This window comes from Rheinheimera fenheensis (genome assembly GCF_039871805.1).
GTDB classification, from domain to species: Bacteria; Pseudomonadota; Gammaproteobacteria; order Enterobacterales; family Alteromonadaceae; genus Alishewanella; species Alishewanella fenheensis.
Map to the genome: position 1 here is coordinate 414,848 of NZ_JBDPJM010000002.1, position 11,581 is coordinate 426,428.

Consider the following 11,581-nt stretch of genomic DNA (forward strand, 5'->3'; position numbering starts at 1 on the left):
CTTTACTAACTTAATTCTACCGCTTGCTAACAGCTGCACATCAGCATCATGGACTGAAAGCGCAACAGCGCATTGTAATGGATAAGCTAATGCACGTGTTATTTGATCAGTTTGAACTGGATACCCGCACCTATCAGTTGCGTTGTAATGACGACGTGCAGGCAATAGAGCCGCAGGTGTTTAACCTGCTGGCTTATTTAATTGCCCACCGCGACCGCATTGTGAGTAAGACTGAACTACTGGATGAACTTTGGGCCGGTAAAGTGGTATCGGAGTCTACCCTTAGCGGCTGTATTAAAGCGGCCCGTAAAGCCATTGGTGATGATGGTAAAGAGCAAAAATACATTGCCACCTTACACAGTCGCGGCTTTCAGTTTATTGCCAGCGTCATTGACGCCCCTGCCAGCAACGAGCTGAATCTTACGGCCGATGTCAGTAAAGTGATGCTGCAAAGCGCCCTGGACAGCAGCCAGGAAAGCGGCAGTGCCTGTTTGTTTCCTATCCGCAACCTGGCACCGGACAAACGCATAAAAATTGCCGTACTGCCCTTCACCTGCAATGGCTCTGAACAATTGGCATTTTTGGCCGAAACGCTGTACGAAGACATTAATCTGCATTTAGCCCGTACACCGGGCTTTTTAGTCATCTCACGTAACAGTGCTGCCTATTACCGCGCTAAAGACGCTAATGCGGCGCATATTGCACAGGAACTCGGCGCTCAATATCTGGTTGATGGCGCAGTAGGTAACCTGGGCGAGCAGGCCATGTTGTCAGTGAAACTGATTGAAACCGGCAGCGACCGGGTGTTATGGGGAGTAAGAAAAAACTTACCGGTAGAGCAACTGATTGAGCAGTTAGCAGACATTACTCTGCACCTGACCAGTGCTATCGAGCCGGAAATTAACCGGGTAGAACTGACCACACTCAGAAAACGCCGCCAGGTCGATCTGGCCGCCTGGGAGTTATACCGCCAGGGCCATGCGGTGCTGGGGTTAAAAGGCTGGAGCGAAGACAGCTTTACCGAATGCGCCAATTTACTGCGCCAGGCCATCGCCAAAGATCCGGAACTGGCCTTTGCCCACGCCTATTTGTCACTCACCTTAGCCATTGGCCATCTGGTAGGTTTGGTTAGCCACGACGGCTGGCATGACGAAGCACTGGCCGCTGCCGAACGCGCATTGGCACTCGATAGCCAGGACCCGGACGTATTAGGTTATGTCGGCTGTGCTTTTGCCGATATGGGCGATCATTTTCGCGGTATTAAGTTGCTGGAGCGCGCCGTGGAGCTGGACCCAAGCAATGCTCAGGGTTGGGCCGCACTGGGCGCAGCCAAATTACAGGTGGGTAACGAGCAGGGTTTTGCGCATATGTACCACGGTATTCGTATCAGCCCGCGCGACAACCGTATCGGTGCCTGGGGTGCCCTGCTGGCCAGAGGCTTGCTCAGCTATGGCCGGTTGGATGAGGCAATAGAAGTGGCCCAAAATGCCTGTGCCTTTGACGATAAGATTTTTTTACCCCGCGTGGTACTCAGCGTTGCACTGGCAATGGCTGACAAACCCAAAGCAGCAAAACTGGCGATTGAAGACGCCAGGCGGTTACGGCCACAGCTGAGCATGGCCGACATCAAACGCTTTGTTATGCCCGATGAAGTGGCAAAAATGCAGCAATATGGTTTACTCAACTAAAATCAGACCAAAACAAAGTTCAGCAAACTCTTTGAAATTAAACAATAAAACCAAACAGCACGCCACTTTGTTCGGCTCTGCATAAAATCCCCACAAAATCTCCATACCCTCTTCAAGCTTCAGATCTGCTTGCAACCTACTATTGCTGCCGTTGGCACAACAGTGCTTCACATCAACCAGCGGAGAAATAACCATGTTAGCAACTACTCAAGCAACACCTACTATCGACTTTACTGCAATTAAAGAAAAACAACGCAACACCTGGGGCTCGGGCGACTACGGCCGCATTGGTGTCACCCTGCAACTCAGTGGTGAACAATTATGCGAGTCAATGGATTTACGCTCTGGCCAATCGGTACTGGATGTAGCCAGCGGCAATGGTAATGCCACGCTCGCTGCTGCCCGGCGCTTTTGCCAGGTGATGTCTACCGACTATGTTGACGCCTTACTGGCGCAATCAAAACGTCGTGCGGACGCTGAGGGGTTACTGGTGCAGTATCAACTGGCCGATGCCGAAGCCCTACCTTTTGCCGACAACAGCTTTGACAACGTGATGTCGACCTTTGGCGTGATGTTTACCCCGAATCAACGCCAAAGTGCGGCAGAGCTGATCCGGGTGTGCAAAAGCAACGGCAAAATTGGCCTGGCAAACTGGACACCAGAAGGCTTTATCGGCCAACTATTTAAGCTGATTGGCAGCTACGTCACGCCACCTGCCGGCGTGCAGTCACCAGCATTATGGGGCACCCGTGCTTTTATCGATGCGCAGTTTGAACAGCAAGCAGCCCAAATTACTTATCGCAGCCGTGAATTCAATTTCCGTTACCGCTCGGCGCAACATTGGATAGAGCTGTTCCGTACTTACTACGGCCCGGTGCATAAAGCTTTTGCCGCATTAAGCGCAGAACAAGCCAGACAGTTAGAGCAAGACATTATTGCGCTGATTGGCCGCTTTAACCGCGCAGAAGATGGCAGCATGGTAGTGCCGTCAGAGTACCTGGAAATCGTGGTGCAAAAGCGCTAACTCTGGCTCAGGATCAACAGGCAGACATATTATGAAAACCTTAACAGAACACTCATCAGCAGTAACAACAAACCTGGACAACCAGGGCGTTATCAAACGTACCGCAGTACTTGGTTATGGTATCTTCAGTTACGCAGTAGGCTGTTTTGGCTTGTTCTGGCTGATCCTGGCAGCGGGTGGTCTAGCACCCGCTGGCCTCAGCCTGTGGCAAGCTTCCTCTCCACTGATTGCCATGCTAACCAACGTGGGCTTAATTGGCCTGTTTGGCGTACAACATTCCGTCATGGCCAGAGCCGGCTTTAAAAAATGGTTAACAACACTGTTGCCACAAGCGACAGAGCGCTCTACCTATATTCTGATGTCGGGTGTAGCCACCTGCACGGTAATGTATTACTGGCAAAGCTTACCCGGCATGGTATGGCAAGTCGAAAGCTTAAGCCTAATCATCATGCTTAGCCTGCTTTACGGTGCTGGCGCGATGTACTTGCTGCTGTCGACGTTTGTCACCAACCACTTTGAGCTGATGGGGCTGCGCCAGGTGTATTTGTACTTTATCCGCACACCTCACACTGCGCTGCCGTTTACCAAGGCGTTCATGTACCGCTACAGCCGCCATCCCATGATGCTGGGCATGCTGATGCTACTGTGGGCAACGCCCGAGATGTCAGCCAGCCGTTTTGTGTTGGCATTGCTGTTCTCGATATATATCGCAGTGGGTATGTATTACGAAGAGCGTGATTTACTGCGCAGCTTTGGTCACACTTACCGTAAGTACAAACAGCAGATTGCTGCGTTCATACCCGGAATATTCTAAATTTGCCTTGTTCAAACTGGCCAAGCTGCGGCCAGTTTGCGCTTTTTGCTTACTTTGCCACTACAGTAGAAACAACAACTGCGCTTCCGCTGCATTCAGTGCATAAAATTGTTGTTGCCCCGCCTGCTGCAACAAATAACGTCCATCCACATCCGGATATAACAGCCATATCATCGGCGCGCTGTGGCCCACCAGTTGCACACTGGCCTGTGCCAGCGGTATCCGGCTTTGATCATTATTAACCTCAACCGGTGTTAACAGACTGTGCTGCCAGGCCAATGCCAGCTTAGCCGCATCTACCGGTACTGTCGCTGCAGGTTGTAGCTGCCATTGTGGCCCGGCCTTAATCAGCCGTTGTTGGCCAAACGCTACCATAAGCAGTTCAGCATCGGCAGGAATTAACCGATGCTCGTCAGCACTCCGCTCTGCCAAGCGCTGTGGTATGCCGTATAACACAAACATTAAAATCAGCACGGCAAAGATCAGCACATTGTTCCAGTTGCGACGGGACAGTTTTAGCATGGTAAAAATCTGAGGTGATTAAACAACAGGGGGCATAGTAGCCGAGGCGGGGCTTAAAAAGCAAAAACCCGGCATAGGCCGGGTTTAGCTGTTCGATTACTTGATTTTCGCTTCTTTGAAAATCACGTGCTTACGCACTTTAGGATCGAACTTTTTGATTTCCATCTTTTCTGGCATAGTGCGCTTGTTCTTCGTCGTTGTGTAGAAGAAACCAGTGCCTGCAGAAGAGACTAAACGGATTTTATCGCGCATTTTTTATTTCCTTACACCTTGTGACCGTTAGCACGCACTTCGGCTAATACCGCATCGATACCTTTCTTATCGATGATGCGCATACCACGGGTAGAAGTACGTAATGTAACAAAACGGTTTTCGCTTTCAACCCAGAAACGGTGAGTTTGCAGGTTAGGCAGGAAACGGCGCTTAGTAGCATTGTTGGCGTGCGAACGACGGTTACCTACCATCGGACCCTTGCCAGTTACTTGGCACACTCTAGACATGTCAATAGTTCTCCAAAATTACATCAGCTCGAGCTGTCATCACCCTTCCGGCCAAGAAGGTTGCCCCAAAACAAGAGGGCGCAATTTATACACGAATAAGCCGCCTTATTCAAGCGAAATCTTTCGGCCGCGCGCAAGGATCCGCCGTGGATCTTCGCAGATCATCACAGCCAGCCACGCTCAGCAAAGGAGATCACATCGGCATCGCCCACTATAAAGTGATCCAACACCTTGATATCTACCAACATCAGCGCCTGAACCAAACGTTCAGTTATCGCTTTATCCGCCCGGCTGGGTTCGGCCACGCCAGAAGGATGATTGTGCGCCAGAATAACAGCGGCGGCATTATGCGCTAAAGCCTGCTGAACTACAATACGCGGATACACCGGCGAGGCATCTATCGTGCCGGCAAACAACGGCTCGGCCTTAATTAGCCGGTGCTGGCTGTCTAAATACAATAATAAAAATACTTCGCGCTGCTCGCCGCTTATCGCGTGCTGCAAATAGCGTTTTACTGCGGCAGGCTCGTTAAATACGGTTTCGCGCTGCATTTGCTGCTGCAAGTAACGCTTGCTTAGCTCCAACACCGCCTGTAACTGAACAAATTTGGCTTCACCCAGGCCTTTGGCGGCACAAAAGTCGGCCTGGCTGGCGCCCAGTAAGCGTCTTAACGAACCAAACTGGCCAAGTAATTGGCGCGCCAGCGTAACGGCATCAGTACCGGCGATGCCGGTGCGTAAAAATATTGCCAACAGCTCAGCGTCCGACAGTGCCGTAGCCCCTCTGTCGAGCAATTTTTCCCGTGGCCGCTCGGTGGTGGGCCAGTGTCGAATACTCATGCAATCACTCCCTGAATTGATGCTGAATTAGTGTTTCCATGCTATCTTAGCGCCAGTTTTTTCTGTTGCCGGTGGCTCTGTTATGCAGCAAACGCTTGCCAATAAACGCATTTTACTGGGTATCAGTGGCGGTATTGCCGCCTATAAAAGTGCCGACCTTGTGCGCCGCTTAAAAGAGCGTGGTGCTGAGGTGCGGGTTATTTTAACCGACGCCGCCCAGCATTTTATTACGCCGCTCACCTTACAGGCGCTTTCCGGCAACCCGGTTAGCACCAGCCTGCTCGACCCGGCCGCTGAAGCGGCTATGGGCCATATCGAGCTGGCAAAATGGGCCGACCTGGTATTAGTTGCCCCGGCCAGCGCCGATGTTATTGCCCGCATGGCCCATGGCCTGGCAAACGACTTGCTGACTACCTGCATTTTGGCCACCGCTGCGCCGGTGGCTGTTGCGCCTGCCATGAACCAGCAGATGTATAAAAACATAGCCACCCAGCAAAATTTAGCCAGGTTAAGTTCATATAATTTTTACATTTATGGTCCGGGCGTAGGCGATCAGGCTTGTGGCGATACAGGTGCAGGCCGCATGCTGGAACCATTAGAGCTGGTTAGTGCGCTAGAAAAGCATTTTAATACTGAACACCAACTTAATAACATTAAAATTACAATAACCGCCGGCCCCACCCGCGAGGCCATTGATCCGGTGCGCTACATTTCTAACCATAGCTCCGGCAAAATGGGCTTTGCCTTAGCCGCACAAGCGGCCGCCATGGGCGCAGAGGTCACACTAATCAGCGGTCCGGTGCAGTTAGCTACCCCGGCGGGTGTAACGCGGATTGACGTGACCAGCGCGCAGCAAATGTATGACGCCACTATGGCGCTGGCGGTGCAAAGCGATATTTTTATCGGCTGTGCGGCGGTGGCCGACTATCGCGTGGCGCAAATTGCTGATGAAAAAATGAAAAAGCAAGGCGACAGCGCGCTTGAGCTTAAGCTGGTGCAAAACCCGGATATTATTGCCAGCGTCGCCGCATTAACAACCAAACGTCCCTTTACTGTCGGTTTTGCCGCAGAAACGCAAAATGTACTGCAGTACGCCCAGGATAAACTTAACCGTAAAAAGCTCGACCTGATTTGCGCTAACGACGTATCAGCGCAGCATTTAGGTTTTAACAGCGATGACAATGCTGTCACTTTGTTATGGCAGCATGGCCAGCACAGCTTACCGGTACAAAGCAAAACCGCGCTGGCTACTGCCATTTTGCTACAGATTAAGCAGCTGTTTAGCGCCAACTAATTTTAAACTTGATAGAAGAGCTATGCCGTAAATGAAAAAAGCCATCGATTTAAAAATTCTTGACCCGCGTATTGGTAACGAGTTTCCATTGCCAGCCTATGCCACAGCAGGCTCTGCCGGGTTAGACTTGCGCGCTTGTCTGGATAACACTTTAAGCCTGGCACCGGGTGAGACAGTACTGATCCCAACCGGTTTATCCATTTTTATCGGCGATGCTAACCTGTGCGCGACTATCCTGCCCCGCTCTGGCCTGGGTCATAAGCACGGCATCGTGTTGGGCAATCTGGTCGGTTTAATCGACTCAGATTATCAGGGGCCATTAATGGTATCAATGTGGAATCGTGGCAGCGATAGCTTTACCATTGAACCGGGTGATCGCATCGCTCAGCTGGTATTTATGCCGGTGGTGCAAGCTGAATTTAATATCGTAGACAGTTTTGAGCAGACCGCGCGCGGCGAAGGCGGCTTTGGCCATTCAGGGAAAGCGTAAATGCCGGCACCACGTCGTACCAACCGTAAAGAAGATATTCTGCAAGCCTTAGCCGCCATGCTGCAAAGCAATAACGGCCAGCGTATAACTACTGCAGCATTAGCTGAGAAAGTCGGCGTCTCCGAGGCCGCGCTTTACCGCCACTTTCCCAGCAAAGCCCGCATGTTTGAAGGCCTGATCGAGTTTATTGAAGACACCCTATTGTCACGCATTAACGTGATTCTGGACGAGCACAAAGACACCGCCAGCCGCACCGAGTTAATTTTGCAGCTGATACTGCTGTTTGCTGAGCGTAACCCGGGCATTTGCCGCATCTTAACCGGCGATGCGTTACAAGGCGAACAGGAGCGCTTGCAAGAACGCGTCGCCCAGCTGTTTGAAAAACTGGAAACTCAGTTAAAGCAATGTCTGCGTGAACGTAAGCTGCGTGAGGGCAAAAGCTTTGGTATCGATGAAGGTGAGCTGGCTAACCTGCTGCTGGCCACGGTAGAAGGTAAACTCAGCCAGTTTGTCCGCTCCGGTTTCACCCGGTTACCCACCCAGCACTGGGCTAATCAGTGGACACAACTACAACTGGCTTTATTTTCCTGAATAAAACACCGGACTGTTAGCAGCGTGGCTGGTGTGCTTTCGTAGCAGCGGCATGGATGCCGCGCAGGCTGAGAGGGCACATGGATGTGATCCTTGAAGCCGGCGGAGAAAGCATTTCCAGCCACACTGCTTTACGCCAACGCGCCGAAGCACACCTAATCCCTTCTTTCATCAAGTTAGGCTCAGATAAAACGTTCGTAAATCGCAGCGCCCCATACCAGCGCCACGATCACTAAGCTAACAAACACCGCTGCCGAGCCCATATCTTTGGCCCGGCCAGACAGTTCATGCCGCTCTAAACTAACCCGGTCAGTCAGTGATTCAATGGCAGAATTTAATAGCTCCACCACCAGCACCAAACACCAAACACTGACTAACAGCGCAAACTGGCTAACCGAAGTGGCAAGCCAAGCCGCCAATGGCACAGAGATAACGGCTAAAGTGGCTTCCTGCCGAAAGGCGGACTCAAACTTCCAGCTGGCCGCAAAGCCTTGCATCGAGCATTTTGCTGCTTTGATAATGCGACCTAAACCGACACCGTTTGGTTTTAACATTTTAGTTCACACCATATTGCGCCCGGTAGGCCTTCACGGCTTCCAGGTGCTGTGCCATCTCAGGCTTATCGGCCAGGTAGCTAATTAAATCCGGCAAACTGATAATGGAGATAACCTTGGTATTAAAATCACGCTCCACTTCCTGAATGGCCGACAGCTCACCCTGACCGCGCTCTTGCCTATCCAGCGCAATTAACACACCGGTCAGCTCAGCGCCCTGCGCCTGAATAAGCTGCATCGATTCACGAATAGCCGTGCCGGCGGTTATAACATCATCCACCAGCATAATGCGGCCCTTTAGTGGCGAGCCAACTAAGTTACCACCCTCGCCATGGGTTTTGGCTTCTTTGCGGTTAAAGCAGTACGGCACATCGCGGTTATAGTGATCAGCCAGCGCAACTGCGGTGGTAGTCGCAATAGGAATACCCTTATAGGCCGGGCCAAACAGCACATCAAATTCCAGGCCACTATCCTGTAATGCCGCGGCATAAAAACGGCCTAACTTGGCTAAATCACCGCCAGTGTTAAACAGCCCGGCATTAAAAAAGTAGGGGCTGGTGCGGCCAGATTTCAGCGTAAAGCTGCCAAACTTCAGCACCTGGCGCGACAGCGCAAACTCAATAAAATCAATTTGAAATTGTTTCATAGGGTTATCTTTACCTGTAAACCTGAATGAAGTCTTACGCTAAAACGCGCTTTTGCTCGTCAATAATTTCACGGATGGCATGCTTGCCTAAATCCAGCATTTGCTGCATTTCCTCAAAGCTAAACGGCGCTTCTTCGGCCGTGCCCTGAATTTCAATCACTTTGCCGGTTTCGGTCATCACGATATTCATATCGGTTTCAGCATTAGAATCTTCGGCGTAGTCTAAATCAGCCACCGCTGTGCCCTTGTATATGCCAACGGAAACAGCCGCTACCATAAAGTTCAATGGGTTGGTTTTAATCATGCCTTTAGCGCGCATAAAGTTAAGCGCATCCACCAACGCCACACAGGCACCGGTAATAGAGGCGGTGCGGGTGCCGCCATCAGCCTGAATCACATCACAGTCGATAGTAATGGTATTTTCGCCCAGCAGCTTTAAATCTACCGCGGTGCGCAGTGCGCGGCCAATTAAGCGCTGAATTTCCATGGTGCGGCCACCTTGCTTACCACGCGCTGCTTCACGGTCATTACGGGTGTGCGTAGCGCGTGGCAACATACCGTATTCTGCCGTTACCCAGCCCTTGCCCTGGCCTTTCATAAAGCGTGGTACGCCTTCAATCACACTGGCGGTACAAATAACTTTGGTATTACCAAATTCCACCAACACCGAGCCTTCAGCATGGGCGGTAAATTGACGGGTAAAGGTAAGGGCACGGATCTGACTAGCGGTTCGGCCACTTGGACGCATAGCTGCACTCCTGAAATTAACAATGGCGGTTATTATAGGGTGGATCCAGGTTGAGGGCGAGCAATTCGCCAAATTCCGTGTTCCTACGGTATACTCGGTGTTTATTTGTCGCCAGAGAACTCATTATGATCCACAGCATGACCGCCTTCGCCCGCCACGAAACCAAAGCCAGCTGGGGCACCGCCCAGTGGGAGATCCGCTCGGTAAACCAGCGTTACCTGGAATCCTACTTTCGCCTGCCCGAGCAGTTTCGTGGCTTAGAAAGCTTGCTGCGCGACAAACTGCGTAACGCCCTGCAACGCGGCAAAATCGAAGTAAACCTGCGTTATCAGGCTAACCAGGCCGCCGGCGAGCTGACGTTGAACGAGGTATTCGCTGAGCAATTGCTACAAAAAGCCCAGCAACTACTGCAAAAAGCGCCCCAAGCGCAACTCAACATTGCCGACATTTTGCGCTGGCCTGGTGTGATGGAAACCCCAAGCGAAGATGTAGATAGTCTGCAAGCTGAATTACTGGCGGGATTTGACGCTGCGTTACAAGACTTTTTGGCCGGCCGTGGCCGCGAAGGTGAAGCCATCGAAGAGATGATCCAACAGCGCTTAACGGCAATTTCAGAGCAAGTGGCCTTTGTCCGCAGCCATCTGCCACAAGCGATGCAGTGGCAGCGTGATCGCATCGTTAACCGGTTAAATGAAATTCAAACCGATTTAGACCAAAGCCGTTTAGAGCAGGAAATGGCGTTTTTAGCGTCCAAATCAGACGTCGCCGAAGAGCTGGATCGCCTCGACGCCCATATCAAAGAAACTCGCCATACGCTGAAAAAAGGCGGCGCCTGCGGCCGACGGTTAGATTTTATGATGCAGGAATTTAACCGCGAAGCGAATACGCTGTCATCCAAAGCTATCAGCACCGACATTACCAATGCAGCCGTGGAGCTGAAGGTGCTAATTGAGCAGATGAGAGAGCAAATTCAAAACGTCGAATAATTTGAACTAAAAGCCCACCCGCACCCGTAAAAAGCGGGCAAAGCGTGGTAAGCCGGTGCTGGTTTCTCCGTTGTAGCGGTAGGTTACTAGTGTACCTACTGCCGGTGGGTTTTTCCGTAGCTCGTCGGTTAAACCACTGCCCAGCGCAAAGGTTCTGCCCTCTGGCGTTTTCACGACTAAAGCCCCAACCATACCCAGATACTTGCCTTTGCCTGGCCGGTAACCAATAACTTCTGCCTCGGTGTCCTGATACGATTTTAGCTTTAATAACACACTGCTTCGGCCGGTGTGATAATGCGCATCCTGATGGTGCAGCATTAAGCCCTCTGCACCGGCCTGCTCCAGCTCTGCCAGCTTGGCGTGTAACGCCGCCGCATCGGCCAGCCTGAATTGCGGCACCATCGTAAGGTAAGGGCTGTTTTGCTTTAGCACCAACTGCTGCATGGCTGCCACACGTGAGCTAAAGTTTCCGGCCGCTGCAGGCAGTTCAAAAATGTAATAGCGCAGCTGCTGCCATTCGGCCTCAACTGGCTGCTGCTTACTGACAATACTTAAGGTTGCTGCAAACTGATTACGCCCGAGCCACAACTCACCATCTAAGGGCTGAGCACCAAAGCCGGCAGTAAACCAGGCGGGTGCCGCAATAATATTACCGCCGCGTGAAATAAGTTGCGTGCCATTCCAATACGCACGCACACCGTCGAGCTTTTCGCTTACCCAGTACTGCTGCACATCCACCGTATTGTTGTATGTTTCGGCCAACAGCAGCTCGGGTTTGGCGGCAATCAGCGGGGGCGTCCAACACAACAACAACGACAAAAGCACATTTTTAAACATGTTTAGCCATCCTTATGCTAAACACTAAGCGTAGACACTAACCAAATA

At 51.5% G+C, this 11,581-nt stretch carries 16 protein-coding genes; 7 read left to right on the forward strand and 9 right to left on the reverse strand.

Annotated features, from left to right (window positions below; all coding sequences use genetic code 11):
- Positions 1-89: 89 nt before the first annotated feature.
- On the forward strand, positions 90-1,688 hold the full coding sequence (locus ABGI61_RS04855) for a winged helix-turn-helix domain-containing protein (RefSeq protein ID WP_347597719.1): 1,599 nt from the start codon (positions 90-92) through the stop codon (positions 1,686-1,688).
- Here ABGI61_RS04855 and ABGI61_RS04860 read toward each other — a convergent pair.
- The gene (locus ABGI61_RS04860) at positions 1,677-1,883 is read right to left on the reverse strand and encodes a hypothetical protein (RefSeq protein WP_347597722.1); all 207 of its coding nucleotides are present in this window, start codon (positions 1,881-1,883) and stop codon (positions 1,677-1,679) included. The genes ABGI61_RS04855 and ABGI61_RS04860 overlap by 12 nt on opposite strands.
- Between ABGI61_RS04860 and ABGI61_RS04865 the strand changes: the two genes are divergently transcribed.
- Positions 1,882-2,712 (forward strand): class I SAM-dependent methyltransferase, encoded by an 831-nt coding sequence (locus ABGI61_RS04865; RefSeq protein WP_347597725.1) that lies wholly within the window; start codon positions 1,882-1,884, stop codon positions 2,710-2,712. The two genes, ABGI61_RS04860 and ABGI61_RS04865, sit on opposite strands and share 2 nt — an antisense overlap.
- Positions 2,713-2,743: 31 nt before the next feature.
- Entirely contained in the window at positions 2,744-3,526 is a 783-nt protein-coding gene (locus tag ABGI61_RS04870) for a methyltransferase family protein (RefSeq protein WP_347597728.1), read from the forward strand.
- A 60-nt stretch (positions 3,527-3,586) separates the two neighbouring features.
- Here ABGI61_RS04870 and ABGI61_RS04875 read toward each other — a convergent pair whose 3' ends face one another.
- The 4 genes from ABGI61_RS04875 to radC all read right to left on the reverse strand — a co-directional run bounded on the left by ABGI61_RS04875 (position 3,587) and on the right by radC (position 5,387).
- Positions 3,587-4,048 (reverse strand): hypothetical protein, encoded by a 462-nt coding sequence (locus ABGI61_RS04875; protein ID WP_347597731.1) that lies wholly within the window; start codon positions 4,046-4,048, stop codon positions 3,587-3,589.
- Between the two features lie 96 nt (positions 4,049-4,144).
- The gene (gene rpmG / locus ABGI61_RS04880; protein ID WP_008219722.1) at positions 4,145-4,300 is read right to left on the reverse strand and encodes a 50S ribosomal protein L33; all 156 of its coding nucleotides are present in this window, start codon (positions 4,298-4,300) and stop codon (positions 4,145-4,147) included.
- Positions 4,301-4,311: 11 nt separating this feature from the next.
- Complete coding sequence (gene rpmB / locus ABGI61_RS04885; protein WP_040551802.1) at positions 4,312-4,548, reverse strand: 50S ribosomal protein L28; 237 nt, start codon at positions 4,546-4,548, stop codon at positions 4,312-4,314.
- A 164-nt stretch (positions 4,549-4,712) separates the two neighbouring features.
- Positions 4,713-5,387: a RadC family protein gene (gene radC, locus ABGI61_RS04890; RefSeq protein ID WP_347597738.1), complete on the reverse strand. Its 675-nt coding sequence runs from the start codon at positions 5,385-5,387 to the stop codon at positions 4,713-4,715.
- 82 nt (positions 5,388-5,469) lie between these two features.
- Between radC and coaBC the strand changes: the two genes are divergently transcribed.
- The 3 genes from coaBC to slmA are packed head-to-tail and all read left to right on the forward strand — an operon-like array spanning position 5,470 to position 7,762.
- A complete protein-coding gene (gene coaBC, locus ABGI61_RS04895) occupies positions 5,470-6,681 on the forward strand; it encodes a bifunctional phosphopantothenoylcysteine decarboxylase/phosphopantothenate--cysteine ligase CoaBC (RefSeq protein ID WP_347597741.1) in 1,212 nt (403 codons plus the stop codon).
- 31 nt (positions 6,682-6,712) lie between these two features.
- Positions 6,713-7,171, forward strand: a complete 459-nt coding sequence (gene dut / locus ABGI61_RS04900) for a dUTP diphosphatase (RefSeq protein ID WP_347597744.1) — start codon at positions 6,713-6,715, stop codon at positions 7,169-7,171.
- Positions 7,172-7,762 (forward strand): nucleoid occlusion factor SlmA, encoded by a 591-nt coding sequence (slmA, locus tag ABGI61_RS04905; RefSeq protein ID WP_347597747.1) that lies wholly within the window; start codon positions 7,172-7,174, stop codon positions 7,760-7,762. It abuts the gene before it with no gap.
- 182 nt (positions 7,763-7,944) lie between these two features.
- Here the strand turns inward: slmA and ABGI61_RS04910 are convergent, their stop codons facing one another.
- The 3 genes from ABGI61_RS04910 to rph are packed head-to-tail and all read right to left on the reverse strand — an operon-like array spanning position 7,945 to position 9,710.
- On the reverse strand, positions 7,945-8,316 hold the full coding sequence (locus ABGI61_RS04910) for a diacylglycerol kinase (protein ID WP_347597750.1): 372 nt from the start codon (positions 8,314-8,316) through the stop codon (positions 7,945-7,947).
- Between the two features lies 1 nt (position 8,317).
- Positions 8,318-8,962, reverse strand: coding sequence for an orotate phosphoribosyltransferase (gene pyrE / locus ABGI61_RS04915; RefSeq protein ID WP_347597753.1), 645 nt, complete (start codon positions 8,960-8,962; stop codon positions 8,318-8,320).
- A gap of 34 nt (positions 8,963-8,996) precedes the next feature.
- A complete protein-coding gene (gene rph, locus ABGI61_RS04920) occupies positions 8,997-9,710 on the reverse strand; it encodes a ribonuclease PH (RefSeq protein ID WP_347597756.1) in 714 nt (237 codons plus the stop codon).
- A 125-nt stretch (positions 9,711-9,835) separates the two neighbouring features.
- On the opposite strand from rph, the gene ABGI61_RS04925 reads away from it, so the two are divergent.
- The gene (locus ABGI61_RS04925; RefSeq protein ID WP_347597759.1) at positions 9,836-10,696 is read left to right on the forward strand and encodes a YicC/YloC family endoribonuclease; all 861 of its coding nucleotides are present in this window, start codon (positions 9,836-9,838) and stop codon (positions 10,694-10,696) included.
- 6 nt (positions 10,697-10,702) lie between these two features.
- Here the strand turns inward: ABGI61_RS04925 and ABGI61_RS04930 are convergent, their stop codons facing one another.
- Entirely contained in the window at positions 10,703-11,533 is an 831-nt protein-coding gene (locus tag ABGI61_RS04930) for a DNA ligase (protein ID WP_347597762.1), read from the reverse strand.
- Positions 11,534-11,581 lie beyond the last annotated feature (48 nt).

What these genes read in the sequence shown, in the direction of transcription:
- pyrE (WP_347597753.1), bottom strand. Translation starts at nt 8,962, where the DNA reads ATGAAACAATTTCAAATTGATTTTATTGAGTTTGCGCTGTCGCGCCAG.
- ABGI61_RS04865 (WP_347597725.1), top strand. Translation starts at nt 1,882, where the DNA reads ATGTTAGCAACTACTCAAGCAACACCTACTATCGACTTTACTGCAATT.
- slmA (WP_347597747.1), top strand. Translation starts at nt 7,172, where the DNA reads ATGCCGGCACCACGTCGTACCAACCGTAAAGAAGATATTCTGCAAGCC.
- radC (WP_347597738.1), bottom strand. Translation starts at nt 5,387, where the DNA reads ATGAGTATTCGACACTGGCCCACCACCGAGCGGCCACGGGAAAAATTG.
- ABGI61_RS04875 (WP_347597731.1), bottom strand. Translation starts at nt 4,048, where the DNA reads ATGCTAAAACTGTCCCGTCGCAACTGGAACAATGTGCTGATCTTTGCC.
- coaBC (WP_347597741.1), top strand. Translation starts at nt 5,470, where the DNA reads ATGCAGCAAACGCTTGCCAATAAACGCATTTTACTGGGTATCAGTGGC.
- ABGI61_RS04930 (WP_347597762.1), bottom strand. Translation starts at nt 11,533, where the DNA reads ATGTTTAAAAATGTGCTTTTGTCGTTGTTGTTGTGTTGGACGCCCCCG.
- ABGI61_RS04860 (WP_347597722.1), bottom strand. Translation starts at nt 1,883, where the DNA reads ATGGTTATTTCTCCGCTGGTTGATGTGAAGCACTGTTGTGCCAACGGC.
- dut (WP_347597744.1), top strand. Translation starts at nt 6,713, where the DNA reads ATGAAAAAAGCCATCGATTTAAAAATTCTTGACCCGCGTATTGGTAAC.
- ABGI61_RS04870 (WP_347597728.1), top strand. Translation starts at nt 2,744, where the DNA reads ATGAAAACCTTAACAGAACACTCATCAGCAGTAACAACAAACCTGGAC.
- ABGI61_RS04855 (WP_347597719.1), top strand. Translation starts at nt 90, where the DNA reads ATGCACGTGTTATTTGATCAGTTTGAACTGGATACCCGCACCTATCAG.
- rph (WP_347597756.1), bottom strand. Translation starts at nt 9,710, where the DNA reads ATGCGTCCAAGTGGCCGAACCGCTAGTCAGATCCGTGCCCTTACCTTT.
- rpmG (WP_008219722.1), bottom strand. Translation starts at nt 4,300, where the DNA reads ATGCGCGATAAAATCCGTTTAGTCTCTTCTGCAGGCACTGGTTTCTTC.
- ABGI61_RS04925 (WP_347597759.1), top strand. Translation starts at nt 9,836, where the DNA reads ATGATCCACAGCATGACCGCCTTCGCCCGCCACGAAACCAAAGCCAGC.
- ABGI61_RS04910 (WP_347597750.1), bottom strand. Translation starts at nt 8,316, where the DNA reads ATGTTAAAACCAAACGGTGTCGGTTTAGGTCGCATTATCAAAGCAGCA.
- rpmB (WP_040551802.1), bottom strand. Translation starts at nt 4,548, where the DNA reads ATGTCTAGAGTGTGCCAAGTAACTGGCAAGGGTCCGATGGTAGGTAAC.